Here is a 24,459-nt window from a genome sequence, read left to right as displayed (position 1 = left end):
AACGGTCATCGCGGGCTTGTCTGTATCTACCGCCATGAACAGTACTGTCCTGCCGGCCGTTCCTGGCCGGATGCAAAACATGCCCTCCACCGCAAGATGGAAGGCATGAAGCAGTCAACCCTATCCTTTACGCCGGAACCATGCCATGGGGGTCGATCACAAATTTCTTCGCTACTCCGCCGTCAAATTCGGCATACCCCTGAGCGGCCTGATCCAGGCTGATGACCTGTACGTTGACCGCATCGGCAATTTTCACCTTGTCGAACAGAATCGCCTGCATCAGGGGGCGATGGTACTTCATCACCGGACACTGACCGGTGTGGAAGGAGTGGGACTTGGCCCAGCCCAGGCCGAAGCGCATGCTCAGGGCACCCTGCCGGGCGGCCTCGTCCACGGCACCCGGATCTTCGGTGACATACAAGCCGGGAATACCAATCTGGCCGCCGGCGCGGGTCAGAGCCATGGCCGAGTTCAGCACGGTAGCCGGCTGTTCCTTGCCATGGTCACAGCCGCAGCCGTGCGCTTCGAAGCCGACGCAGTCGACGAAGGCATCGACTTCGCGCTCGCCCAGTATCTGTTCAATCTTGTCTTCCATCGAGCCTTCTTCGCGCAGATCGATGGTTTCGCAACCGAAGCTGCGGGCCTGGGCCAGACGGTCCGGGATCATGTCGCCGACGATGACGCAGGCCGCGCCCAGCAGCTGGGCCGAGGCGGCGGCGGCCAGGCCGACCGGGCCGGCACCGGCAATATAAACGGTAGAGCCGGGGCCGACGCCGGCGGTGACGCAGCCGTGGAAGCCGGTAGGGAAGATGTCGGACAACAGGGTCAGGTCGCGGATTTTTTCCATCGCCTGGTTCGGATCCGGAAACTTGAGCAGGTTGAAGTCCGCATAGGGCACCATGACGTACTCGGACTGGCCACCGACCCAGCCGCCCATGTCCACATAGCCGTAGGCGGCACCGGGGCGGGCCGGGTTGACGTTCAGGCAGATGCCGGTTTTGCCTTCTTTACAGTTGCGGCAACGGCCACAGGCGATATTGAACGGCACGGAAACGATGTCGCCCACTTTCAGATACTCGACATCGCGGCCGCATTCGATGATCTGTCCGGTGATTTCGTGGCCCAGCACCAAACCGGCTTCGGCGGTGGTTCGTCCACGCACCATATGCTGGTCACTGCCACAGATATTGGTCGACACCACCTTGAGGATCACCCCGTGATGACAGGCTCGCTTGCCGATAGACAGTTCCGGGAAGGCGATGGACTGCACCTCGACCGTGCCCGGGCCGGTATAGACAACACCTCTGTTTCCGTGAATTGCGCACGTAGTGGACATAGTGAACTTCCTTTTTGCTAACGGGAGTCAACGCCGGTATGTGGACCGGGCGTTACAAACCGTGACAGGCAGTCACCTCAGTGCCCCTGCTCGGATACCCGACAGTAAACCGCCGTTACACTCTGGCAACATTGCTGATAAAGACATCGACATGCCAAAACAAGACATGAATACGTGTGAACCTTTGCCCTGCCCCGCGATGGCCGCCGGTAACCGACGGCCGGGCGGCCACAAACACGGTGTCGAAAAGCTGATTACGCGGTTAGTCGGTGGCGTTATCGGGGCTGTGATGTTCATGCCAGTGCCGGGCAATATCGACCCGTCGCGCCAACCACACGTCCTGGTGTTTGGCCACATGATCGAGAAAGCGCTCCAGTGCCATCATCCGGCCGGGACGGCCGGCAAGACGGCAGTGCAGCCCCACCGACATCATGCGCGGCTGATGCGCGCCTTCCCGATACAGGTAGTCGAAGGTATCCGTCAGATAACTCAGCCAGTCGTTGCCGGTATCAAACCCGGGCGAAGAAGCAAAGCGCATGTCATTGGTGTCAAAGGAATACGGCACCACCAGGTGATGGCCCTGATGGTGCCTGACCCAATAGGGTAAATCATCGTTGTAGGCATCGGAGTCATACAGAAAGCCGCCGTCGTTGATCACCAGTTGACGGGTCGCCTGGCTGACGCGCCCGGTATACCAGCCCAGCGGTCGCTGTCCGGTCAGCTCGGTAATGGTGCTCATAGCCAACCGCATGTGCTCGGCTTCGACTTCTGGCGATACATCGCGATAGTCCAGCCAGCGCCAGCCGTGGGCGGCAATTTCATGGCCGTCTGCCACCAGGCGGGTTGCTATCTTCGGCACCCGTTGCAGCGCCTGCCCCACCGCAAACGCCGTGATGGGAATGTTGCGTTCCCGAAACAGGTCCAGCAGCCGCCATACGCCGACCCGACTGCCGTATTCGTAATGGGATTCAAGATTGAGGTTGCGCCGGTCGGGCCAGGGTTCACACCGCATGTCCGAATTGAGATATTCTGCCGCCGCATCACCGTCAAGAATATGTGACTCGGCACCCTCTTCAATATTAAGTACAATCGACAGCGCCAGACGTGCTTTTTCCGGCCAGTGGGGATGAGGTGGCTGGTCGCCGTAACCCTGCAGGTCTTGCCGCCGCTCGGCGGCATCTAAACGAATTGATGAAGGCATGTATGAGTCTCGTCAAATAGTGATTTCGTGAGAAAAACAACATACCTCACATTAATTGATAACAAAACAGCAACATCATAATTAACAATAATTGCATCAGTACCGGAAATCGATGGATGACCACCGCATTGAGTCAGGTGTAGGATCAAGGCAATCAGGTGCCTTTTTTCATTCTGACCAATAGCAACTTGTATATAAGGTACACAACGCCATCAGATGTGCCGATCGGTTCTAATCTGCTGCGTACAGAGACAAGATTGACAACCGTGCTTCGGCGATGATAGAAGTGGGTCGTCGGGTCACACTGTATACAATATCAAGTAAAAATGAGAACAAGCGATATGGATATCCGCATCTTGATTGTGGAAGACGACGACACCACGCGGGATTGCCTGGTGGAGTACTTCAGGGTAGAGCAGCATCAGGTGTTTGCCGCCCGGAGCGCGGAAGAAGCCGAGCAGATACTGAGCGGGCAGGATATCGAGCTTGTGCTGCTGGACATTCGGCTGCCGGGCAAGGATGGCCTGACCCTGACCCGGGAGCTGCGCGCCGGCTCCGAGGTGGGCATCATTCTGGTAACCGGCCGTCAGGACGACATAGAGCGCATCATCGGCCTGGAGTGCGGTGCCGACGACTATGTATGCAAACCCTTCAACCCCCGCGAGCTGCTGGCCCGGGCCAAAAACCTGGCTCGCCGGGTACGGGCCACCGCACCCCGGGGCGATACGGCTTCCACTGCCAATATTCATCGGTTTGACCACTGGCGCATCGATCTGGATCGCAGAGTGCTGCTCGATGAACACGACCGGCAAACGCCGCTGACCCACGGTGAATACCAGCTGTTGTGTGCCTTCCTGCACCATTCGGGACAGACCCTGTCACGGGATCAACTGCTGGATCAGATCAAAAATCGGGAGTGGGCCCCCAATGACAGAACCATAGATGTATTGGTAGGCCGGCTGCGACGCAAGCTGAAAGACGACCCGGCCAATCCCGGCATCATCCTCACCGTGCATGGTGCCGGTTACGTATTTACCCCAAGGCCGGTGCCATGCCACTGATGCTGTTACTGCTGCTTGCCCTGCTGCCATCGCTGCCGTTGCAGGCACAGGAGCCGGTTCACGCCCGCCCCCTTACCGCCTGCGGTCACCCCGAGTCTCCTCCGCTGTCATGGGTGCAGGATGGGGAGCTTATCGGCATTACTCCCCATCTGGCCCGCAAGCTGCTGGCCGAGCACGGCTATTCGGTCAACATGCAGGTGTTCGGCAACTGGGAACGCTGCCAGCTGGCGGCGCGCCAGGGCAAGGTAGACCTGATTCTGGCCGCCTACAAGACCCGCCGGCGGGAGCAGGACTTTGTATTCAGCACCCCCCCCATCGTCGCCGAGCCGGTGGTGCTGTTTACCCATTTCGGCAACGGCAATCAGTCGCCCTGGAACCTGTCCGACAAGACCCTGGGCATGCTGTTTGGCGACAGCTTCGGTGACGATTTCGACCAGGCCGCCGCCCGCCATCCGCATGTGGAGCGGGTGTCCACCGGCGAGCAGAATTTTCACAAGCTGGCGCTGGGCCGTATCGACTACATGCCCATCGGACTGGGGACAGGCAAGCTGCAGGCACAGAAATTCGGGCTCACCGGGCAGGTGTTTGCCCTGCCCGATCTGGTCACGCTGGAGCATTATCACCTGACCCTGCCCAAAGGCTCGATTCTGGAGCCGCTGCTGCCGGCGCTGTCGGCACAACTGCAGGCGCTTATCGACGACCATTATATTGAACGCATTACTCCCTATTTTGAACGCCGCTACCTGGACACTCCCTGAATGAATGCCCTGTTTACCCTGTTGCCCCGCTACCGGCGGCGGCATCCGCTGAGTTTTCGCCTGTTTCTGCTGGTACTGGGCGTCAGCGTGAGCCTGTCGCTGCTCTCTACCGTCTTTCAGCTCTGGCTCGACCATCGCCAGATACGCCAGGATCTGGACGATCGCCTTACCCTTATCGAACAGAGCTACCTCGACAGCCTGACCCAGAGCCTGTGGGATCTGAATCTGCCGCAAGCCCGGTTACAACTGGAAAGCATGCTCGACATGCCACACCTGGCACGGTTGTCGGTGACCGGAGACGCCCTGACCGACCCGCTGGTGCTGGCCGGTAATAACAGCAGCGAGGGCTTTCACGAATACGGCTTCGACTTGATTTATCCCAGCCCGGCACTGGGCCCCCAGCAGGTTGGCCGGCTGGACATTGCCTTTAGCAAGCACAGCATTCGCCAGCAGCTGATTGACCACGCACAAACCATTCTGCTGAGCCAGACCCTGACCATACTGGCCATAGCCCTTTGTTTGATGCTGGTGTTTCAACGTCGGGTTACTCGTCACCTGGAGCGCATGGCCCATCATGTGGCGCAGATTGGCGAAGGCCAACCCAATAGCCCGCCACTGACCCTGGCCCGCTCGCCCGGCCAGTTGCCCGACGAGCTGGATACCCTGGTGGGCGCCATCAACACCATGCGCCGCGCGGTGGAGCGCCGTCAAAACGAGCTGCAGCACGACAAAGACCGGCTTGAAGCCCTGGTAGACAGACGCACCCAGCACCTGCGCCAGGCCAAGGAAGCGGCCGAGGCGGCCGACAGCGCCAAAAGCCGTTTTATCGCCAACATGACCCACGAGCTGCGCACCCCCATGAACGGCATTATGGGCACCCTCACCCTGCTCAGGCCCGCGCTGAAAGACAGCCCGGAGCAAGGGATGCTCGACATACTGCAGCACTCGGCCGAGCACCTGCTGATGCTGCTGAACGACGTGCTCGATTATGCGGCGCTGGAGCAGGGTCCCTTGCCCGAGGAGCCGGCTCCCTTCGTCCTGAATGAACTGCTGGAGAGCAGTGTCGCCATGATGCAGGGTTACGCCGAGGCCAAGCAGATTCAGCTGCAACTGGACGCCCCCAACGCCGGACTCTGGCTCTCGGGCCACGCCAACCGGCTGCGCCAGGTGCTGATCAACCTGCTGTCCAACGCCACCAAGTTCACCGACGAGGGCGGCCGGGTCACACTCGACGCCCGGCCGGTGGATGGCGGCTGGCGATTCAGCGTGGAAGACAACGGCATCGGCATTGCTCTTGAGCAGCAGGATCGCATTTTTCAGCGCTTTACCCAGGCCGACGAAAGCATAGGCCGGCGTTATGGCGGCACCGGACTGGGGCTGGCCATTTCCAAACGCCTGATCGAGGCCATGGGCGGCAGCATGAGCCTGCAAAGCACCCCGGGCCTGGGCAGTTGCTTCAGCTTTATTCTGCCGCTGACGTCTGCCGACACACCGACCACCGAACAAGAGAACGAGCTGGCCGTCCTGCCCAGCCTCAGCCTGCTGCTGGTAGAGGATGTAACCATCAACCGGGCCATTCTTGCGGCCATGCTGGAACAACACGGTCACCTGGTGAGCCAGGCGGAAAGCGGCGAGCAGGCGGTCGAGATGGCCAGGCATCAGGCTTTTGACCTTATTCTGATGGACATGCATCTACCGGGCATCGACGGCCTGGAAGCCAGCCGCACTATTCGCCATCAAACCCAGGGACTGAACCGGGACACCCCGGTCATTGCCCTCACCGCCAGCGTCGCCCCCGATGACATTCGCCGTTATCTGGCCGCCGGGCTCAAGGCCGTGGTGGCCAAGCCGGTGCAATGGCCAAGACTGACCCAGGCGCTGAGTCAGGCGATGGGCATTCGTATTCAGCCGGAGCTGGAGCAGCCCCTGCTGCAAGAGCATCTGCGGGTGCTGGGTCGCCCCCGCTTGCAGGCCATGCTGAACCAGTTTACCGAAGAGCTGCCTGCCCGGCAGGCGGCCATAGAGCAGGCGCTGGCAGCAGAAGATCATCTGGAGCTGGGCCAACTGGCGCACCGGCTGGGGGGGACCGCCCGCATGCTGGATCAGACCCGGCTGGCCGAGGTACTGTCCCGGCTGGAGCACACCGCCGAGACCCAGAACCTGCTGACCCACAGCCTGGCCGGCGAGCTGACCCAGGCGGTAATGGAAACGCAGCAAGGGCTTTCTGCGCTCACCAGCCGCTTGGGTGGCAATAACTAATACAAAACTGTTACAAACTTTTACATTTATCTCATAACTGCCACACATGGCTACTTTAGTCTGACCCTGTCCCTGATAAGGATATTTGCCGCAGGCCGGTTACTTACACCGGTCTGCCCCACAGGCTCAAGGAGAGAACCATGGTAACACCCACCCCGCGCAAACCCGGCTTCTGGCTGGCCTGCCTGCCCATCGCACTGACCTTTGTGGTGCTGGGCGTGCAGCTGTTTTACTTCGGTAACTTCACCCCCCATATTCCGCTCGCCATCGGCGTGGCCATCACAGCGCTCATCGGCTGGCTGCGCGGCTACCGCTGGCCCGAGATGGAAGACGGCATCATGCACGTGGTGCGCCTGGGGCTACAGTCGGTAGGCATTCTGATTATCGTCGGCATGATTGTCGGTATCTGGATTGCCAGCGGCACCGTACCTTATCTGATCAAGCTGGGGCTGAGTCTGATCTCTCCCGAGCTGTTTCTGGCCGCCAGTGTGCTGATCTGCGCCGTGGTGTCGGTATCGCTCGGTACCTCGTGGGGCACCACCGGCACCGTGGGCCTGGCACTGATGGGCATCGGCAACGGTTTCGACATTCCCATGTACTGGACCGCCGGCGCCGTGGTGTCGGGTGCCTTCTTCGGTGACAAGATGTCGCCGCTGTCGGATACCACCAATCTGGCTCCGGCGGTGACCGGCGTGAACCTGTTCGACCATATCCGCAACATGCTGCCCACTACCGTTCCGGCCATGCTGATTGCCCTGGTTATCTACCTGTTTGCCGGCTTCAGCCTGATTGGCGATCAGGCCGTGGATTTTGGTCGCATCGAGAACATCATCAGTGGCCTGGATCAGCACTTCAACCTGTCGTGGCCGCTGCTGCTGCCGCTGGCCGTGACCGTGCTGCTGGCGCTGAAGAAAATGCCCGCCCTGCCCACCCTGTTTGCCGGCGCCATGCTGGGCTTGGCGACCGCCATGCTGACCCAGGACGTGGGCTTGCAGCAGGCCTTCAACTTCATGTTCGGCGGTTATCAGATTGATACCGGCGTGCGCGAAATCGATGCCCTGCTCAACCGTGGCGGAATACAGAGCATGACCTGGGTGATCACCCTGATGCTGGTGGCCCTGGCCTTCGGCGGCGTGCTGGAACGTACCGGCTGTCTGGCGGTGATCATGGAAAAAATTCTGACCCGCGCCAAGAGCTTTGGTGCCGTCCAGTCTTCCGCCATCGCCACCTCGGCCATGACCAACGTGATTGGCGGCGACCCCTACCTGTCCATCGCCCTGCCCGGCCGCATGTTCGCCCCCGCCTACCGGGCCAAGGGCTATTCGGCGCTGAACCTGTCGCGGGCCGTTGAAGAAGGCGGCACCCTGATATCGCCGCTCATTCCCTGGAACGCCGGTGGCGCCGTGGTGATTACCGCCCTGGGGTTGGGCATTGCCGAGGGGCAGACCGAGAACCTGTTGTATATTCCGCTGGCCTTCGCCTGCTGGCTGTCACCGCTGATCGGCATGGCCTACGCCCACCTGGGCTGGTTCTCGCCCAAACTCAGCCCGGAAGAGGCCGCACAGCACCAAGCCGAGGAGACCATAGTTGCCAAACCGGCCATGGCCAAATAATCGCAAACTGCCCGGATAACTTCTGGCTGACAACATAAACACCAAGGGCCCGGCGGGCCCTTTTTTGTCTCTGCAAACAACCTTAAAGCCGACTGTTTAGTGCCATTATCCCTGGATTCCCGCCTACCGGTCATGACACTAATGCCGTCACCCTCGCGGAGGCGGGGGTCCATGACTGGGTGTACTCAGCCATCCTTTTCGCGTCGCCTGTTGGTGCCGCCTGCACTGAGACAAGAGCCTGCCATGAAGTACGCGGATATCATCAATGGCCGTAGTTGTGAGCTGGCTCTGACTCCGGCGGCCTTGCCTGCTTTACAGCCTGCTTTTTAACATTTATGTTGAATCACCGACCATATTCAAAGGATTGATACCGTGGCGAACATGAATTTCAGATTTGATCTGCGCCACCTCAAGGCATTTGTTGCCGTGGCCGAGTCATTGCATTTCAAGAAGGCGGCCGACAGCCTCTTTATCACACAGCCGGCCCTGAGCCGACTGATCAAGGGGCTGGAAGAAGCGGTGGGGGTTGAACTGCTGGCCCGCACCACCCGCCAGGTGGCGCTGACCGAAGCCGGCAGGCTGTTTCTGGCCGAATGCAAGGAAGGCTTCAGGACCCTGGAGCGAGGAGTTCACCTGGCCCAGAGCGCATCGCAGGGCGATATCGGCCATATTTCCGTAGCCTACAACGATTTCTCTATTAACGGCGTGCTCCCGGATATTATCGAGCGATTCAAGGAAAAACATCCCAACATCTCGATCGAACTCACTCATATGCCTTCCCACGAGCAGCACAGAGCCTTGCAGGACTGCCGTATCGACGCGGGCTTCATGATAGGGCCGCTGAACATGCCCGGCATAGAAACCATTTCCTGCGCCGTCGAGGGATTGCTGGTGGTGCTGCCACTGCGGCATCCTCTTGCTCACCGGAGCAGCCTGCGCCTGGAGGATTTGCAAAACGAGAAGTTTATTCTGGGGGCGGAAAACAGCTGGAAGGCCTTCAGAAGCCGCTTTTTCAAAAACTGCCAGAAAGCCGGTTTTTCCCCGAATATCGTACAGGAGGCCACCACCAGCACCGGTATCTTCGGGCTGGTGGCGGCCAACATGGGCATTTCCGTTTATACCGAGTGCGTCAGAAAATTTACCCGGGAAGACATTCACTTGATCCCGCTGCAAGGCGAAGAACATCAGATTGAAACGGTGGTGGCCTGGAACAGCGCCTTTATCAGCCCCAGCTTCGCCCATTTCATCCGCCACCTGCAGGAAGAGTCGCTACCTCTGCCCGCCTAGGGTCTGTTGACATTCCCGCGCGCCCTCTCTTGTCATTCCCGCGCGCCCTCTCTTGTCATTCCCGCGAAGGCGGGAATCCAGACCTGGTAACGCAGAACAGTCAGATTGCGAGTCACCTGCAAAGCACTGGCCCCCCGCCTTCGCGAGGGTGACGAGAAAGGCAAACCAGCCCCAGTACCCGCATCAGTTATGGGACATTACTTATTACAGACTACTGCTTAAGCCGGCCTGGCAAAGATCAGGCAGGCATTGGCACCACCGAAGCCGAAGCTGTTCGACATCACGCAATTCACCTGCTCGTCATGACGAGTGTTCAGTACTATGGGCGAGTCAAGCAGTGCTTCATCCAGATTTTCGATATGGTGCGACGCCGCCAGAAAACCGTCCCGCATCATCAGCAGCGAATAGATCGCCTCGTGCACCCCGGCCGCGCCCAGGGCATGGCCGCTCAAGGCCTTGGTGGAGCTGAAGGGGGGCAGCTGGCCGGCAAAGGCATCTTTCGCCGCCTCGACTTCCACCAGATCCCCTGCCTGGGTACTGGTACCGTGGGTGTTGAGATAATCCACCGGCAGCGGGCTGGTTTCCAGCGCCATCTGCATGGCGCGAAAGGCGCCCTCCCCGGAAGGCGACACCATGTCCTGACCATCGGAAGAGGTACCGTAACCCACTACCTCACCGTAAATCTGAGCCCCGCGACTCAGCGCATGCTCCAATTCTTCCAGCACCAGCACACCGGCGCCGCCGCTGATCACGAAACCGTCTCTGTCTCTGTCGTAGGGGCGGCTCGCATGGGTGGGATCCTCGTTGTAACCGGTGGAAAAGGCACCCATGGCATCGAACATGCAACTCTGGCTGACATCCTCCGCCTCGGCGCCGCCGGCAAAGACGATATCCTGCTTGCCGAACTGGATCTGTTCGAAGGCATGACCGATGCAGTGGGCACTGGTGGCGCAGGCCGAGGCAATGGAATAGTTGAGTCCCTTGATATTAAAGAAGCTGGAGATACAGGCAGACACGGTGCTGGTCATGGTTCTCGGCACCCGGTAAGGCCCGACCTTTTTCACCCCGCCACTGGTCAGCAACTGGTTGGCTTCCACGATATCCTTGCTGGATCCGCCACCCGACCCCATCACGCAGCCGGTTCTGGGATGAGACACCTGATCATCGGCAAGGGCCGCATCCCGGATGGCATCCTGCATAGCCAGATAGGCATAAGCAGAGGCATCCCCCATAAAGCGCCGGTGCTTGCGATTTATCCGGCTGAAATCGGCATCGAGCATGCCCGACACATGAGAACGCAGCCCCGCCTCCCGATAGTCCGGATTGATGTCGATGCCGGAGTATCCGCTTTGCAATGACGATGTCACCTCGTCCAGGGTATTACCAAGACTCGAGACAATACCTATCCCTGTAACAACAACTCGACGCATACTCGTCACCTCTGCAATGTATTTTTTGGTTGGATCACTCAGTACAACACTGACAATCTCGTTAAATTTATCACGTCGGCGTGGCGTTATTGATTGTATGTAAACATCAATCAGAGCCGAAAAGGAAACAATAAAAACCCGATGAACAGGCGATGCCGTTCATCAGGAAAAGAACTCATAAAACCATTCATTGACTTCATGAGTAGCCACGTTTGTTTTTCTTGTTTTAATTAATCCCTATCGACACGAACTCGCTGAAATGAACCCGATGATTCGTTATAGCGCCAGTCCATTCCTGTGCTGGTCGCCAGGTAGTTATCTTTATTCTTTTCGGTGACTTCCTTTTGTGGATACTTCCGCATGATCCAGTATTTCATCAGAACGAAATACATAACCATACCTAATACCAGCCCGACTACAAAAGCCCATTCCCCGGAATAGAAGGCCAGGCCACCGGCAGCAAGCCAGGCAATCAAACCGGCCGGATTCACGCCCCGGTAGTAATGGAACTGGCCGCTGACGGAATACAGCTCGGGCACGTTCAGCCGGCGTTTGCGGATCAGGAAGTAATCGGCAATCATGATGCCACCGATGGCCGACAGAAAAGATCCATACGAAAACAAGAACGCAAACAGGTTATCCAGTATCGCCCAGGGCATGGACAGGGTGCCGACCACGCCCGCGATAAAGACCGCCATCGGATACTTGATGTAAGGCGCGCCCGCGTTGACAAAGGCCAGCGAGGCCGGGATCAGGTTGGCGGCATTATTGGTCGACCATTGAGCCAAAATCACCAGTACCAGCAACACCACCAGCCGTACTCCCTCGCTCTGGCCCTGTATCACGGTGATCGGGTTCCAGTCGCCGGCGGCAATAAAAGACACGGCGCCGATCAGCGCAATCCAGGCCTGGGTAATGGGCAGCGCCACCAGCTGGGCCAGAAAGATGTTCCGGTTTCTGGCAATAAAGCCCCTGGCCCCCGGCCGGGTTTTGACATACCGGGTAATGTTGGGAATATCGATAGCCAGGGTCGACCAGAACGCCACATTAGCCAGAAACAGGGTGAGGATGGAGACATCCATGGTGCCGGCGAAGGTCCAGATATTGATGCCCTTGGTTTGCGCCAGCACATCCAGGGTGAAGTACATCCACACGGAAATGGCCAGTATCGCCGGGGCCGCTATGGCCGCAAGGCGCTCTACCGATTTGATGCCCAGCGAAGTATTGGCCACCTGCACCAGGGCAAACACCAGATACCATATCGGCCAGTTCGAAAAGCCGGTCAGGTACTCGATAATGCCGTTCAGAGCCAGGGCTCCCAGGTAGGTCTGAATACCAAACCAGACCGCCGCAATCAGCCCCCGAAAAATAGAGGGTATGTGAGTGCCATATATACCAAACGGCGCTCTTAAATAAACGGAAAACGATAACCCGTGTTCGGTGCCGATATCGGCAGTCAGGGTCATCAGCAACGCCAGAATCACGTTGGCGATCAGTATGGTGGCGATCACCTGTAATAACGGCAGGCCGGACACACCATTGGCGCCCAGCTGGAAGGTGGCGATAATCACCGCTATACCTACCCATATCCAGACAAAGCCCCAGGCGGTAATGGGCCTTTGCGCCGATTCAATGGGAAGAATGGATTTTTCAAGTAGATGGTTGGCTTTTACATTGGTACCGCTGCGGCTGTTATCAGCCAGCTGCTCATTGATACTCATAATACCGTCCTTAGTACTATATCAGGCATAGCAAGAATAAGGGGCGGATAATTCCGCCCCATACACAGATAAAGAACATGGATAAATAACGTTAACTTCGGTTATTCACGGGCGAGACTGCTCAGCATTTCCCTCCGGTCGAGGGTCGCCACCACATCAACGCCCAGCTGTTCATCCAGCACCACGCCATACACCTCGAAGGCATGCTCGCGGCTGCAGAAGTCATCCAGCACGTCTTCCCTGACCTGCTCTGCCGGACGTTCCAGCGGATTGCCATAGCCACCGCCACAGGGTGAGTAATAGGCCATCACATCACCGGCCTGAGTGGCATGTCCGGAAAACTTGGACGGCATCTGGGTAATTTTGTCCTTGCTGGCATAGTTGTAGATTTCGGTTTTACCGACGGTGCCGTCGGTGCCGCCGAACACGCCCCAGGGCACATCATAATGTCGCTCACTCTCATGGGTGATAAAGCCGGGGGTCAGCACCCGCTGCGACTTGACCACACCAATGCCACCGCGATACTTGCCGGCGCCCGGCATCACATCATCACGCAGCTCGTAGCGATCGCAGATCATCGGCAGATGCATGCCCAGGTCTTCAATCGGGTTGTTGCGGGTATTGGCCATCAGGTTGTCGATGCAATCGGGGCCATCGGACTGGGGCCGGCCGCCATAGGCGCCTTCGTTCACCTCCAGAAACACCCAGTAATCGCCGTCATCCTTCATGCCCGAATAGGAAGCGAAGGAGATGGAGGCCGAGCTGCCGGCAATCACCTTGTCCGGCATGACCGGCGCCAGCGCCTTGATGATCAGGTCTATCATGCGGTTGCACTGGGTAAAGCGGGCCTCGGCCGCCGCCGGAAAAATCGGATTGAAGATGGACCCTTTCGGTGCCACCACCTTGATGGGCCGGAAAGAGCCTTCGTTGGAAGGCACAGGCGTGTCGATGGTATGGCTATCCAGCAGCAGCTTGCGAAAGGCCGCATAGGCGGCCACCTTGCAGGAACCCTCGAACGGCACATTATAGGCGGTGGGAGTCTGCGGCGCCGAGCCGGTCAGATCCACCGTGATGTTGTCGTCTTCCACCTTCACCGTCACCACGATCGGCAGCCTGTCTTCCCGGTTGCGGCCATCATCATCGAGGAAACCTTCGGCTCTGTATTCGCCGTTGGGTACTTCCCTGATTTTCTGTCGGAGTATGCTCTCGGAATAATCAATCAGCTGATCCACGGCACTGAAGGTCATGTCTTTGCCGTAGCGGGCCAGCAGCTCCTTGAAACGTTTGACCCCAAGCTGGGCGGAGGCGACCTGGGCATCGATATCCCTGAGTAGCTGGGTCGAAGCCCGGCTGTTGAAGGTGATCATCTGCGCCAGGGCCTCGTTGCGAACCCCTTTTTCATAGAGCTTGATTCCGGCCAGCAGCATGCCTTCGGCGTAGACATCACCCACATCGATAATCAGCCCGGGCGTAGCGGCGCCGATGTCGATATGGTGGGCGGTATTGCCGGAAAAGCCCACCAGCTCACCTTCGTAGAAGATGGGGATGATCACCGCCAGATCCGGCGAGTGGCTGGAGCCGTAATAGGGATGGTTATGGATCACCACATCCCCTTCGTGCCATTCCCCGCCCTGCAGGGTTTCTTGTATTCCTCGCAGATAAGCGGGAATGGATCCGATGTGCATGGGCGTGGATTCGGACTCGCAGATGGTCTGAAAGTTGGTGTCAAACAGTCCCGCCCCCAGATCCTGGGATTCGCGGATAATGGATGAAAAGGACATGCGATAGAGGATGTGGCCCATCTCTTCCGCGATGGTTTTAAGGGCGCCATTGATGACCTGCAGCGTAATGGGATCTACCTGTGTCTGGTTCATATCAATCATCCTCTCACTGATCCTTGGAAATAAAGAGATTGCCGTACTTCGAGATGCTGGCACTCCAGCCCGGGGGCACCAGGGAGGTGGAGTCGTGCTGCATCAACAACGCCGGCCCCGGTACCTGCTGCCCGGCCTTCAGGGCCTTGCGGTGATAGCGTGGAGTCATGCATTCCTGGCCGTCATCGAACACGGTCGGCCGCTCGTACATGAAGGCCGCAGCCAGGTCATCGGCACCGGCTGCTTCGGACAGCGGCCAGTCCAGCTTGCTCGACTCGGCATTGCCAATCACCCGCAAGGTCACCAGCTCGACCACCGCATCCTTGAAGCAGTAGCCGTAATCGGTTTCGTGAGCCTGATGGAAGGTATCGATCACCGCCTGCAATCCCTCGCGCGTCACTTCACCGGCGGGAATGGTGGCCCTCAGCTCGAACCCCTGGCCGTAGTAGCGGCACTCCGCCAGCCGGGTCAGCAGCATGTTATCCGGCTCGACGCCGTCGTCCCGCAGCTTATGGATGATTTCTTCTTCCAACTGCCCCAGGTAGCCTTGCAGGCGGGACAGGTTCTGGTCGGATATGGTGTCCAGATCGCACAACAGCGAACGAGTGGCTTCATATTGCAGGTTGGTGGTCAGCAAGCCGGCCGCCGCGGTAATGCCGGGCGCCGGTGGCACGAACACCGCCTTGGCATTGACCTCTTCGGCCAGTGCCGGTCCGTGTACCGGGCCGGCACCGCCAAACGGCATCAGTACAAAGTCGCGCGGATCCACGCCGCGGGCCACCGAGTTGGAGCGAATGGCCAGCGCCATGTTGTTGTTGACGATTTTCAGTATGCCCAGCGCCGCATCCTTGACGCTCAAGCCCAGCGGGTCGGCAATTTTTTCCTTGATCGCCTTGGCAGACAGAGTGGGATCCAGGTTCAAATCACCACCCAGCATCTGATCCGGGTCGAGCCGGCCCAGCACGATATTGGCATCGGTGACCGCCGGCTCGGTGCCGCCTCTGTTGTAACAGGCAGGGCCGGGGTTGGAGCCTGCCGAACGGGGGCCGACCTGAAAGCCGCCCGCCTCGTCCACATAGGCGATGGAACCACCACCCGCCCCTATGGTGATCAGGTCTATCATCGGCACCATCACCGGATAACCGGCAACATAGGAGTCCCGCGGATTCATGATCTTGATCTGGCCGTCGGACAGGGTGGAAATGTCCGCCGAGGTACCGCCGATATCCACCGTGATGATGTTCTGCTCGCCGTCGAGCTGGGCGAAGTGATGCCCGCCGATAACCCCACCCGCCGGGCCCGACATCAGGATGTTCACCGGCCGTTCGCAGCAGCTTTCCACCGTGGCCACGCCGCCGTTGGACTGCATGATACGCAGATCCGCATCGATGCTGTTTTCACGCAGCTGGCTGGACAGGTGGGTCAGGTAATGGGAGGTACTGGGGCCGACATAGGCATTCATGGCGGTGGTAGAGAAACGCTCGTACTCGCGCATCACATCGACCACTTCGCTGGAACAGCAGACGAAGGCGCCGGGCATCATTTCCTGAACGATTTCCTTGGCTTTCTGTTCATGTTCCCGGTTCAGGAAGGAATAGAGGAAACCGATAATCACCGCCTGCACACCACGCTCTTTAAGGGTGGCCACCGCCGTACGGACTTCCTGTTCATCGAGGGGGACTTCAACCTGGCCGTGGGGAGGTAAAATACGTTCATTGATGGGGATACGGTTGCGACGTTTGACCAGAGGGGAAGATTGCCAGGTGGCATCGAAATGCAGTGAGAAGTTGTGTGGCCGCTTGTGTCTGCCGATATGCAATATGTCTCTGAAGCCCTTGGTGGTCAGCATACCCACCTCGGCCCCGTTTTTCTCGATGGAGATATTGGTGGCTACCGTAGTGCCATGCACTATCAGTTCTATCTCCCGCTTGTCCAGTCCCGCCTTGTCACATATTTCCAGAATGCCCCGCATCACTGCGATGGACTGATCTTCGGTGGTACTGGGTACCTTGTGCTCGAATATTCCCTTGCCGACCGAATCTTTTACCGTGGTTTCCAGTATAAGATCGGTATTGGTGCCGCCTACGTCTACGCCGATACGTGCCATTTGCTTCTCCTTCAATCCATTAGAGGAGTCGGTGAAAGGCTTGTCGTTTGACCCTGCAGCCCTTCACCGAGTCATTCACGATTCTCAGTACTGTTTTTCCAGCTTGTTCAGGTATTCCACACAGGTGTCGACCGTTTCCACGTCGCCGAACTTGGCATCGATGTCGAACAGGTTCCAGGCCACGGCACCCGGAATACGGTCGCCGATACATTCCTTCACCGCAATCGGGCGGAAGCCTTCGGCCATGGCGTCACAGATGGTGGTACGCACACAGGCCGAGGCGGTCACGCCGGTCACCAGTACGGTGTCTACCCCGGCGGCACGCAGGAAGCCGGCCAGATAGGTTCCCTGAAACGAGCTGGCGTGCTTCTTGATAAGCACCTGCTCGCCTTCAATCGGGGCGATACGGGAGTCGATGGCCCACAGCTCTTCGTTGTCCTGGGCGCAGAAGTCGACCGGGATCTTGTTGTGCCACAGGCCCATGTCGGTGTTGGGATTGGTGCGATCGGTCACCTGATAGCAGGTGGTCACGTGCACTACGGGCAGATCGTTGGCGCGGAAGGCTTCCAGCAGGCGCTGCATGCCGGGGATGATCTCTTCGTCCACCTTGTCGCAGGTGAAGGGGTTGCCGGGACGAGTCCAGGCGTTGGCCAGATCGACGCTGATCAGTGCCGGCTTCTTGCCGAAGCCGACCCGGCGCTGAAAGCCGTTGTTCTGGTACAGGGTGGTGGCTTCATCGAAAGCCTGGTTCAGCATGCTCATCAAATCCTGGGACATGGTCATTCTCCGTTTTCATGTTTTGCGTTAAGTAAATGTCGAATGCATCGGCCCTATCCGGTGGCCGTGTTATCCGATGGCAAGTACGATATTAAATGCCTCGATTATTAACATCCAATTCACTTTTTAAACATATTGATAACCTGAGTGGAATAATCGAATTGCCGATGACAGAAACAGAAACAGCAGCCTGACTCAACGTCAGGCTGCTGTTTTTAAAGCAAAAATTAACGATACTCGGCTATCACATAAAACCGGGCAACCAGAGCACCACGCTCGGAAACAGGGTATAGATTCCCACCGCACTCAACAGGATCAGCCAGTAGGGCAACGACGCCCAGGCCGCCTCGGTAAGGTTGACCTCATTCTTGGTGATCGAAGTCAGCACGAAGAGATTGAGGCCGACCGGGGGCGTGATCATGCCAATCTCCATCAGCAGGGTGACGATAATCCCGAACCAGATGGGATCGAAGCCCAGGCTCATCATCATGGGAAAGGTGATGGGCAGCGTCATCAACAGCAGCGAGATACCGTCAAAAAAGCAACCCAGCACTATGTAGACCAGCACTATCATCAGCAGAATGCCGTAAGGCCCCAGGCCAAATGAAGAGATAGCCGACACCGCCTCTCTCGGCAACGCCAGCATGCTCACCGCCTGTGACAAAATCGCCGTACCCAGCATGATAAAGGCGATGGCACTGAACATGACGGTGGCGTTTTTAAAGGCCCCCCACAGCTTGCCGATGGTCAGATCTCCCCAGGTGAAGCCCAGCACTATACTGGCAACCACCCCCAGCGACGCCGCCTCGGTGGGCGTAGCGATACCCATGTAGATGGTACCCAGTACAAAGAAGATCAGTATGGGCAGCGGCCATATCTGCTTCAGACCGCTACGCACCTCGCCCCAGTCCATTTCCTCCTTGCCTTGTGGCACCACGGCACTGCCGATTTTAGAACGAATGATGATCCAGCCGAAAAACGCCGCCGATATCATCAGCCCGGGCAGTATGCCCGCCAGAAACAGCTTGCCGATAGACACATGCTGGGTGGCCCCGTAGATGATCAGCGCGAGACTGGGCGGGATCAGCAATCCCAGGGTACCGCCGGCGGCCAGGGTGCCCACCACCATGCTCGGCGAATAACCCCGACGCTTCAGCTCCGGATACCCGATAGAGCCGATGGCCGCCGCCGTGGCAGAACTCGACCCGCTGACCGCACTGAACAGGGTGCAAACCGCAATATTGGTATGCAACAACTGGCCAGGTATGCGCCGGAACAAGGGCGTCAGTCCGTTGTAAACCCGGGTCGACACGCCGCTGGCCAGCAAAATATCGCCGAGAAAGATAAACAGCGGCACCGCCGTCAGCGAAAAGCCCGTCAACAGATTCCAGGAGGAATTAATCGCCAGCGACATGGATCCATGCCCCTGAAAATGCAGCAGTGTTAATCCTACCAGCCCAAGGGCGGCGCCCAGCAAGGCGCCGCTGCTCAGCAACACCAACAATCCAGAACTCAATACCATCCAGCTCATTATGCTATCTCCACGGGCGACGTATCCTGATCATTCCTGATCTGGGGGGCTTTCAGGCCATGACGCAGTTGCACCAGAATGCACAGGGAAAATGACAGCGGCATCAGTATCATCCAGGGCCAGAGCAGCAAGCCGCTGATCTCCGATCGTGCGTCTATTTCATAAGAAAACAACATGAAGTCCCAGGATTCGTAGATGATGATCGCCGAAAACAGAATCAATATCAGGCTGGCAAAGACCTCGCTCAACCGAGCGGCCAGCGGACTGAGTTTACGCGTGACCAGATCGATGCGGATATGCCTGCCGCTGTTCAGCACATGGGGAATAGTCAGAAAGGTGAGCGAGAAAAACAGCAGGCCGGCGAGTTCATTGGAAAAATGGATGGGGTGATCAAATACATATCTCATCAAGGTACTGGCAAACACCGTGAAGGTCATCACTATGCCGCCAGCGACCCCGATAAGAAACAGACCATAAGACAGCCTGTCTATCAACTTGGCTATAAAATACATGATTAATACTCCTGATGAGCCACAGTCAGGGCGGCGATACCGCCCTCGTCCTCAAATTTATAACTTCGCCAACTTGCCCGTGACCCTGTCATAAATTTGCTCACCGTTTTCCCCCGCCCGCACGGCAATGGCTTGCCACGCCTCAAGCGCTGCCTGCTGGAACTGCTGCACATCCTGCGGCGAGAAATTTTCCAGCATGGTCACACCCAGCTCCTGTCGCCTGGCCCGGGCCTTTGCTTCGCGTTCGGGATCCACAGCGGCGGCGCGGGTTTTCTGCCACAGGTTTTCACCCGCCTGCTGCAGCACCTGCTGCTGCTCGCCGCTCAGTGAATTCCAGGTTTTGTCACTGACACCAAACAACGCCGGCACCGCCGCCCAGGGATGCAGATACGCTTCGTATTGGGTGACCTCATGCAAAGAAACGGTTTCTGCCACGGTCGACAAGTAGTAGGCACAATCGACCACACCGGTTTGCAGCGCCATGTACATATCATTCTGGGGAATAACCTGAGCGGATATATTCAGTTTGGTAAAGGCATCGACCAGCTGGGCCGACCAGACTCTGACCTTCTTGTTTTCAAGCTGCGCCAGGCTATTGATCGGCTCTTTGCAGTGCAGGCCCACACTGAACACCGGAGACACTATGCCGCCAATGGTCTTGATGTTCCATTTTGCATAGCCCTGCTCGTAAACATCGCGGATGGTGGGTAAAATCTCTAAATGCTGCTCTGGTCTGGTAATGGCCCCCTGGGCATAAACGGCAGCCAGTTCCGGCGCGTCCCGCGTGTAATACTCCCCATAAAGTAGAGCCATATCGATGGAGCCACGCTTCAGTATGCGCAATAGATCCGGTTCATTAAGACCCAATGATGCCGCATGAAAGACATCAACCTTCAAATCTCCCTGTGATAACTGTTCGACTTCTTTAGCAAATTCATTCAGGTATTTCGCTTCCGGCCTGGACTCCGCATAACCGCTATGAAACTTGAGTACCCTGGATTCCGCCATGGTGACCGGCGACACCAACAACAATGCCGCCATGGAGGCGGTCATTGCTGTGGTGGACATATTCGATTTATATGCTTTCATCATACTTCCCTATATTTTTGATTAACGTCAGGACGGATGCCTGACGTTAATCATGAATAAAGCAATCGGCTTGTCTTGTTTACATCTGCCTGTTTACATCTGCCTGGGTTACTTCTGCTTACCCAGCTTGTTCAGGTATTCCACACAGGTATCGACCGTTTCCACATCACCGAACTTGGCGTCGATGTCGAACAGGTTCCAGGCCACGGCACCCGGAATACGGTCGCCGATACATTCCTTCACCGCAATCGGGCGGAAGCCTTCGGCCATGGCGTCACAGATGGTGGTACGCACACAGGCCGAGGCGGTCACGCCGGTCACCAGTACGGTGTCTACCCCGGCGGCACGCAGGAAGCCGGCCAGATAGGTACCCTGGAAGGAGCTGGCGTGCTTCTTGATAAGCACCTGCTCGCCTTCAATCGGGGCGATACGGGAGTCGATGGCCCACAGCTCTTCGTTGTCCTGGGCGCAGAAGTCGACCGGGATCTTGTTGTGCCACAGGCCCATGTCGGTGTTGGGATTGGTGCGATCGGTCACCTGATAGCAGGTGGTCACATGTATAACGGGCAGATCGTTGGCGCGGAAGGCTTCCAGCAGGCGCTGCATGCCGGGGATAATCTCTTCATCCACCTTGTCGCAGGTAAAGGGGTTGCCGGGACGAGTCCAGGCATTAGCCAGATCGACGCTGATCAGTGCCGGCTTCTTGCCGAAGCCGACCCGGCGCTGAAAGCCGTTGTTCTGGTACAGGGTGGTGGCTTCATCGAAAGCCTGATTCAGCATGCTCATCAGATCTTGTGACATGGTTATTCTCCTGATTTCACTATAAAAACGGTTACACTTCGGCCCCTTGCCTAGCGCTTCCCCCTCTCGGTGAAATCACATTAACAACCGCACAAATCAACATCCAATTCACTTTTTAACGGCATTGATAACACAGGTGCAACAATGAGCATTTTTCGTCTGCATCACCGGTAAACGCGTCTTGCCTGCCTCAGCCGCACAACACCACCTCCTAACATAAAAACGGCCCTCGATGGCCCAGCCGGACCAGAGCACGTCGCCATCGCCGCCAGCCCGGCGGCCAGGTTGGCCAGGTTGGCGCTGACCGTACTTTTGCCGACCCCGCCCTTGTTGGACATCACCAGAATGATCTGGCCAATTTGTGCCAGTCGCTTTTCCAGCAGCCGCTTCTCGTGGTGCGGCTTGTCGAGGCCGCATTCCGGCTCCAGGGGGCAAAACTGGCAGGCATGACCCCGGTTGCAGTCGGCGGGCCTCATCGCCAGCGGATCCTGCTCATCGGGGGCACCGGGGGTAAATCGGGATACTGACATCATCAACTACTCTTGGGCGAGCGTATTAACCCTTGCTGTTGTCCAGCAGGATCCAGTTGGGAGAGACCCGCTTGTCGCCGTCACGCTGATCATGGTGCCCTTCCCACAGGGCAAACACCACCGGAATGCTGTCGCGGGAAAGATCCACCTGATGCTCGCCCTCCACCTTCAGCGGCCGGGACATCACCACATGCCACTGGTTGTCCTGAACGATCTCGTCGGTGATATAGGAGCTGGCCCCGGCCACAATTTGCTCGGGCAGCCGGGTGGTACTGCCGTAACCGCCGGCGGCCAGGTTGTCGACCTGCTCCTGACCTGACTGCCAGTACCAGATGTTGACCGGCTTGTCGGGACCCGAGCCCATCATGAAGGAGGTGTCGGGGCCCTTGATGGCATATTGCACCGCCACGCCGTCACGAAAACGGTCGACGGTGGTGCCCCTGTCTTCGGTAGCGTCCTTCCAGCGTAACCGCATATAGAAGCGCTCATCGGAGCGAGCTACCTGAAAATACAGATGCTTGGGCTCAAGCGCCGTATCCTCATCGAAACGCAAGATCACGGACGCATGCACCGGCGGCGCCGAATACAGCTCGGTGCGGTAAACGGGCAGCCGATCCCAGATCAAATCGTCCGGGTCGTTCTGGGTGCGCAGGTAGATGGTGCCGGGAATGCGCGCCACCTTGACGGTATCGCCCGAATGCACATCGGTCACGTTGGGGTTGAGTTCGGGGTGATCGGCCTGGGCGGCACCGGTGGTCATCGCCAGCCCCAGCAGAACGGCGCGGTAAATGGACAGATTGACTCTCATAACGGGTTCCTCTTGGGTCATGCCTAATCCCACAGATTCTGGGGCTCGGTGCTTGCCGTGTGGCGGCTCGCGCCCGGTGCCGGGCACGGGCCGACCTGATTCTCCAGGCGGTGCCGCTGGCCTGACGCCCAGTCCGGCAGGCGCTGCACCAGATAGGCCAGGCCGGCATCCAGCCCCGGGTCCCCTTCGCCGGCAAGACGGGTGCGCAAGGCACTCAGCAGCGGAATAAGGTAACGGGCCATAAAGTCCCGCAGCGCCCGCTGATAGGGCGAGGCATCGCGCTGCTTGCTTGCAGCCTGCTCTTCCAGATGACAGAGCAGGGCGCAAAATTCGAGCATGGTGACCAGATGGTCCGGCTCGTCGATATGCCCTTCGTCATCGGTCGCCGCCTTGAGGCCGAAATGGCGATAAAACGCCTGCACATTGAGCATGAAGCTGCCCGGCGTTTCACCGGCCAGCAACGGTTCGTAGGCGCTGGCCACCAATGGCACCCGGGGCTTGCCGTGCCGGCCATGGGCAAAGGTGGCCATGTAGCCCACCTCCAGTGCACACAGATCAGAGCTGGCCGGCAGCTCGGGCCAGGGGGCCTCGCCCAGTGCCTGCATGGCCGCATTCAGCGCCTGAGACAGACGCCCCTGCTCGAGCACCTGCTGGGTTTCGGCCAGCGGATAGTCCAGCATGGCGGCGGCCAGCCGAAACACTGTGCCTCGGGCAATCACCGCATCCACACGCCGGGGGGGCATTGATATTCCGTTCATCTGCTCACTCCCCGTTCAGCTGAGTTTGAACATCTCGGCGTGTTTGTAGCCAATCAGCGTATCCATCAGTTCGCTGTCCCGGCCCTCGGCCTTGGCCTGGCGCTCGGCACCAAGCATTTCCAGTACCTCACCCACTCGCTTGCCGAACAGGCTTTCCAGGTAGTCCAGCGGTATGCGCGATTCTTTCAGCGCCTTGCCGTCGGGGCCGTATTTGGGCGGCGACATCGGCGGCACATAAAACACATTGGGCTGGGTGCCCCACTCGGCGTGCAGCGGCAGCGCCACCTTGTACTTGTTCACCAGCAAATGGATGGGGCCCGCCTCGTCATCGAGATAACCAATCCAGCGAATACGCCCTACACACTGCTGGGCACAGGCGGTGGGCAGGCCCTTTTCGATGCGCGGATAGCAGAAGATGCACTTCTCCGACTTGGAGATCTGTTCGTTGAAGTACACCTTCTTGTAGGGACAGGCGTTAACGCAGTAGCGATAGCCCCGGCAGCGCTCCTGATCCACCAGTACGATGCCGTCTTCCTGCCGCTTGTAGATGGCGTTACGGGTACAGGCCGCCAGGCAGCCCGGGTTGGAGCAATGGTTACACAGCCGTGGCAGGTAGAAGTAGTAGCTGTTGGGGTAATCGCCCTCGCCTTCGTCTTCGTCCCAGTTGGCGCCCCAGGTGGGTTTGACGTTGGGGCGCAGCCAGGGGTCGGTGCCGGTCATCAGCGCTTCTTCATAGTTGTATTCCCAGGGAATACCGTAGTCTTCCTGGCTGGGCTGTCTGCCCAGGCGCAGGGCACCGTCGGCATCGAAGCCGCCGCCCATGTTCTGGTAGTCCCGGGGGTAGCCTTCGCCCGGCATGGTTTCCACGTTGTTCCAGTACATGAATTCGCGGCCGTTGCGGTTGGTCCACATCAGCTTGCAGGCCGTGGAGCAGGTATGGCAACCGATACACTTGTTCAGATCCAGCACCATGCTGAGTTGTCGTTTGACAGCCATGACGGTCTCC

The 24,459-nt window shown here is 58.3% G+C and carries 20 protein-coding genes; 5 read left to right on the top strand and 15 right to left on the bottom strand.

Features of this window, described 5'->3' with window-relative positions; all coding sequences use genetic code 11:
• Positions 1 to 127 precede the first annotated feature (127 nt).
• Positions 128 to 1,318: a formaldehyde dehydrogenase, glutathione-independent gene (gene fdhA / locus Q0753_RS04030; RefSeq protein WP_367179489.1), complete on the bottom strand. Its 1,191-nt coding sequence runs from the start codon at positions 1,316 to 1,318 to the stop codon at positions 128 to 130.
• A gap of 280 nt (positions 1,319 to 1,598) precedes the next feature.
• Positions 1,599 to 2,537 (bottom strand): allantoinase PuuE, encoded by a 939-nt coding sequence (gene puuE / locus Q0753_RS04025; RefSeq protein ID WP_298717597.1) that lies wholly within the window; start codon positions 2,535 to 2,537, stop codon positions 1,599 to 1,601.
• A gap of 341 nt (positions 2,538 to 2,878) precedes the next feature.
• On the opposite strand from puuE, the gene Q0753_RS04020 reads away from it, so the two are divergent.
• The 5 genes from Q0753_RS04020 (at position 2,879) to Q0753_RS04000 (ending at position 9,515) form a co-directional block, all read left to right on the top strand.
• Complete coding sequence (locus Q0753_RS04020; protein WP_298717594.1) at positions 2,879 to 3,598, top strand: response regulator; 720 nt, start codon at positions 2,879 to 2,881, stop codon at positions 3,596 to 3,598.
• On the top strand, positions 3,589 to 4,356 hold the full coding sequence (locus Q0753_RS04015; RefSeq protein ID WP_298717592.1) for an ABC transporter substrate-binding protein: 768 nt from the start codon (positions 3,589 to 3,591) through the stop codon (positions 4,354 to 4,356). Before Q0753_RS04020 ends, Q0753_RS04015 begins: the two co-directional genes overlap by 10 nt.
• Positions 4,357 to 6,615, top strand: coding sequence for an ATP-binding protein (locus Q0753_RS04010; protein WP_298717587.1), 2,259 nt, complete (start codon positions 4,357 to 4,359; stop codon positions 6,613 to 6,615).
• Between the two features lie 140 nt (positions 6,616 to 6,755).
• Positions 6,756 to 8,228: a Na+/H+ antiporter NhaC gene (gene nhaC / locus Q0753_RS04005; RefSeq protein ID WP_298717584.1), complete on the top strand. Its 1,473-nt coding sequence runs from the start codon at positions 6,756 to 6,758 to the stop codon at positions 8,226 to 8,228.
• 381 nt (positions 8,229 to 8,609) lie between these two features.
• Positions 8,610 to 9,515 carry a LysR family transcriptional regulator gene (locus Q0753_RS04000; RefSeq protein WP_298717581.1) on the top strand — a complete coding sequence of 302 codons (906 nt, stop codon included), beginning with the start codon at positions 8,610 to 8,612 and terminating at the stop codon, positions 9,513 to 9,515.
• A gap of 218 nt (positions 9,516 to 9,733) precedes the next feature.
• Here the strand turns inward: Q0753_RS04000 and Q0753_RS03995 are convergent, their stop codons facing one another.
• The 13 genes from Q0753_RS03995 to Q0753_RS03935 form a co-directional block, all read right to left on the bottom strand.
• On the bottom strand, positions 9,734 to 10,945 hold the full coding sequence (locus Q0753_RS03995; protein ID WP_298717578.1) for a beta-ketoacyl synthase N-terminal-like domain-containing protein: 1,212 nt from the start codon (positions 10,943 to 10,945) through the stop codon (positions 9,734 to 9,736).
• Between the two features lie 230 nt (positions 10,946 to 11,175).
• Complete coding sequence (locus Q0753_RS03990; protein ID WP_298717576.1) at positions 11,176 to 12,666, bottom strand: NCS1 family transporter; 1,491 nt, start codon at positions 12,664 to 12,666, stop codon at positions 11,176 to 11,178.
• Between the two features lie 101 nt (positions 12,667 to 12,767).
• The gene (locus tag Q0753_RS03985) at positions 12,768 to 14,540 is read right to left on the bottom strand and encodes a hydantoinase B/oxoprolinase family protein (protein ID WP_298717574.1); all 1,773 of its coding nucleotides are present in this window, start codon (positions 14,538 to 14,540) and stop codon (positions 12,768 to 12,770) included.
• 13 nt (positions 14,541 to 14,553) lie between these two features.
• A complete protein-coding gene (locus tag Q0753_RS03980; protein ID WP_298717572.1) occupies positions 14,554 to 16,647 on the bottom strand; it encodes a hydantoinase/oxoprolinase family protein in 2,094 nt (697 codons plus the stop codon).
• 84 nt (positions 16,648 to 16,731) lie between these two features.
• Positions 16,732 to 17,424 (bottom strand): isochorismatase family protein, encoded by a 693-nt coding sequence (locus Q0753_RS03975; protein ID WP_298717571.1) that lies wholly within the window; start codon positions 17,422 to 17,424, stop codon positions 16,732 to 16,734.
• A 244-nt stretch (positions 17,425 to 17,668) separates the two neighbouring features.
• Complete coding sequence (locus tag Q0753_RS03970) at positions 17,669 to 18,955, bottom strand: TRAP transporter large permease (protein WP_298717569.1); 1,287 nt, start codon at positions 18,953 to 18,955, stop codon at positions 17,669 to 17,671.
• Entirely contained in the window at positions 18,955 to 19,467 is a 513-nt protein-coding gene (locus Q0753_RS03965; RefSeq protein ID WP_298717567.1) for a TRAP transporter small permease, read from the bottom strand. The genes Q0753_RS03970 and Q0753_RS03965 overlap by 1 nt, the downstream gene beginning before the upstream one ends.
• A gap of 57 nt (positions 19,468 to 19,524) precedes the next feature.
• Positions 19,525 to 20,556: a TRAP transporter substrate-binding protein DctP gene (gene dctP / locus Q0753_RS03960; RefSeq protein WP_298717565.1), complete on the bottom strand. Its 1,032-nt coding sequence runs from the start codon at positions 20,554 to 20,556 to the stop codon at positions 19,525 to 19,527.
• Between the two features lie 108 nt (positions 20,557 to 20,664).
• Positions 20,665 to 21,357, bottom strand: a complete 693-nt coding sequence (locus Q0753_RS03955) for an isochorismatase family protein (protein WP_298717563.1) — start codon at positions 21,355 to 21,357, stop codon at positions 20,665 to 20,667.
• A 164-nt stretch (positions 21,358 to 21,521) separates the two neighbouring features.
• Entirely contained in the window at positions 21,522 to 21,890 is a 369-nt protein-coding gene (locus Q0753_RS03950) for a P-loop NTPase (protein WP_298717561.1), read from the bottom strand.
• 22 nt (positions 21,891 to 21,912) lie between these two features.
• Positions 21,913 to 22,695 (bottom strand): ethylbenzene dehydrogenase-related protein, encoded by a 783-nt coding sequence (locus tag Q0753_RS03945; protein ID WP_298717558.1) that lies wholly within the window; start codon positions 22,693 to 22,695, stop codon positions 21,913 to 21,915.
• Positions 22,696 to 22,718: 23 nt separating this feature from the next.
• Entirely contained in the window at positions 22,719 to 23,438 is a 720-nt protein-coding gene (locus Q0753_RS03940) for a molecular chaperone TorD family protein (protein ID WP_298717555.1), read from the bottom strand.
• Positions 23,439 to 23,468: 30 nt separating this feature from the next.
• A complete protein-coding gene (locus Q0753_RS03935) occupies positions 23,469 to 24,449 on the bottom strand; it encodes a 4Fe-4S dicluster domain-containing protein (protein ID WP_298717552.1) in 981 nt (326 codons plus the stop codon).
• Between the last annotated feature and the right edge of the window lie 10 nt (positions 24,450 to 24,459).

It is taken from the genome of uncultured Oceanisphaera sp. (assembly GCF_947495715.1).
In the GTDB taxonomy this organism is placed as follows: domain Bacteria; phylum Pseudomonadota; class Gammaproteobacteria; order Enterobacterales; family Aeromonadaceae; genus Oceanimonas; species Oceanimonas sediminis.
The sequence above is the reverse complement of the archived record's forward strand: the minus strand, read 5'-3'. Positions and strand labels throughout refer to the sequence as shown.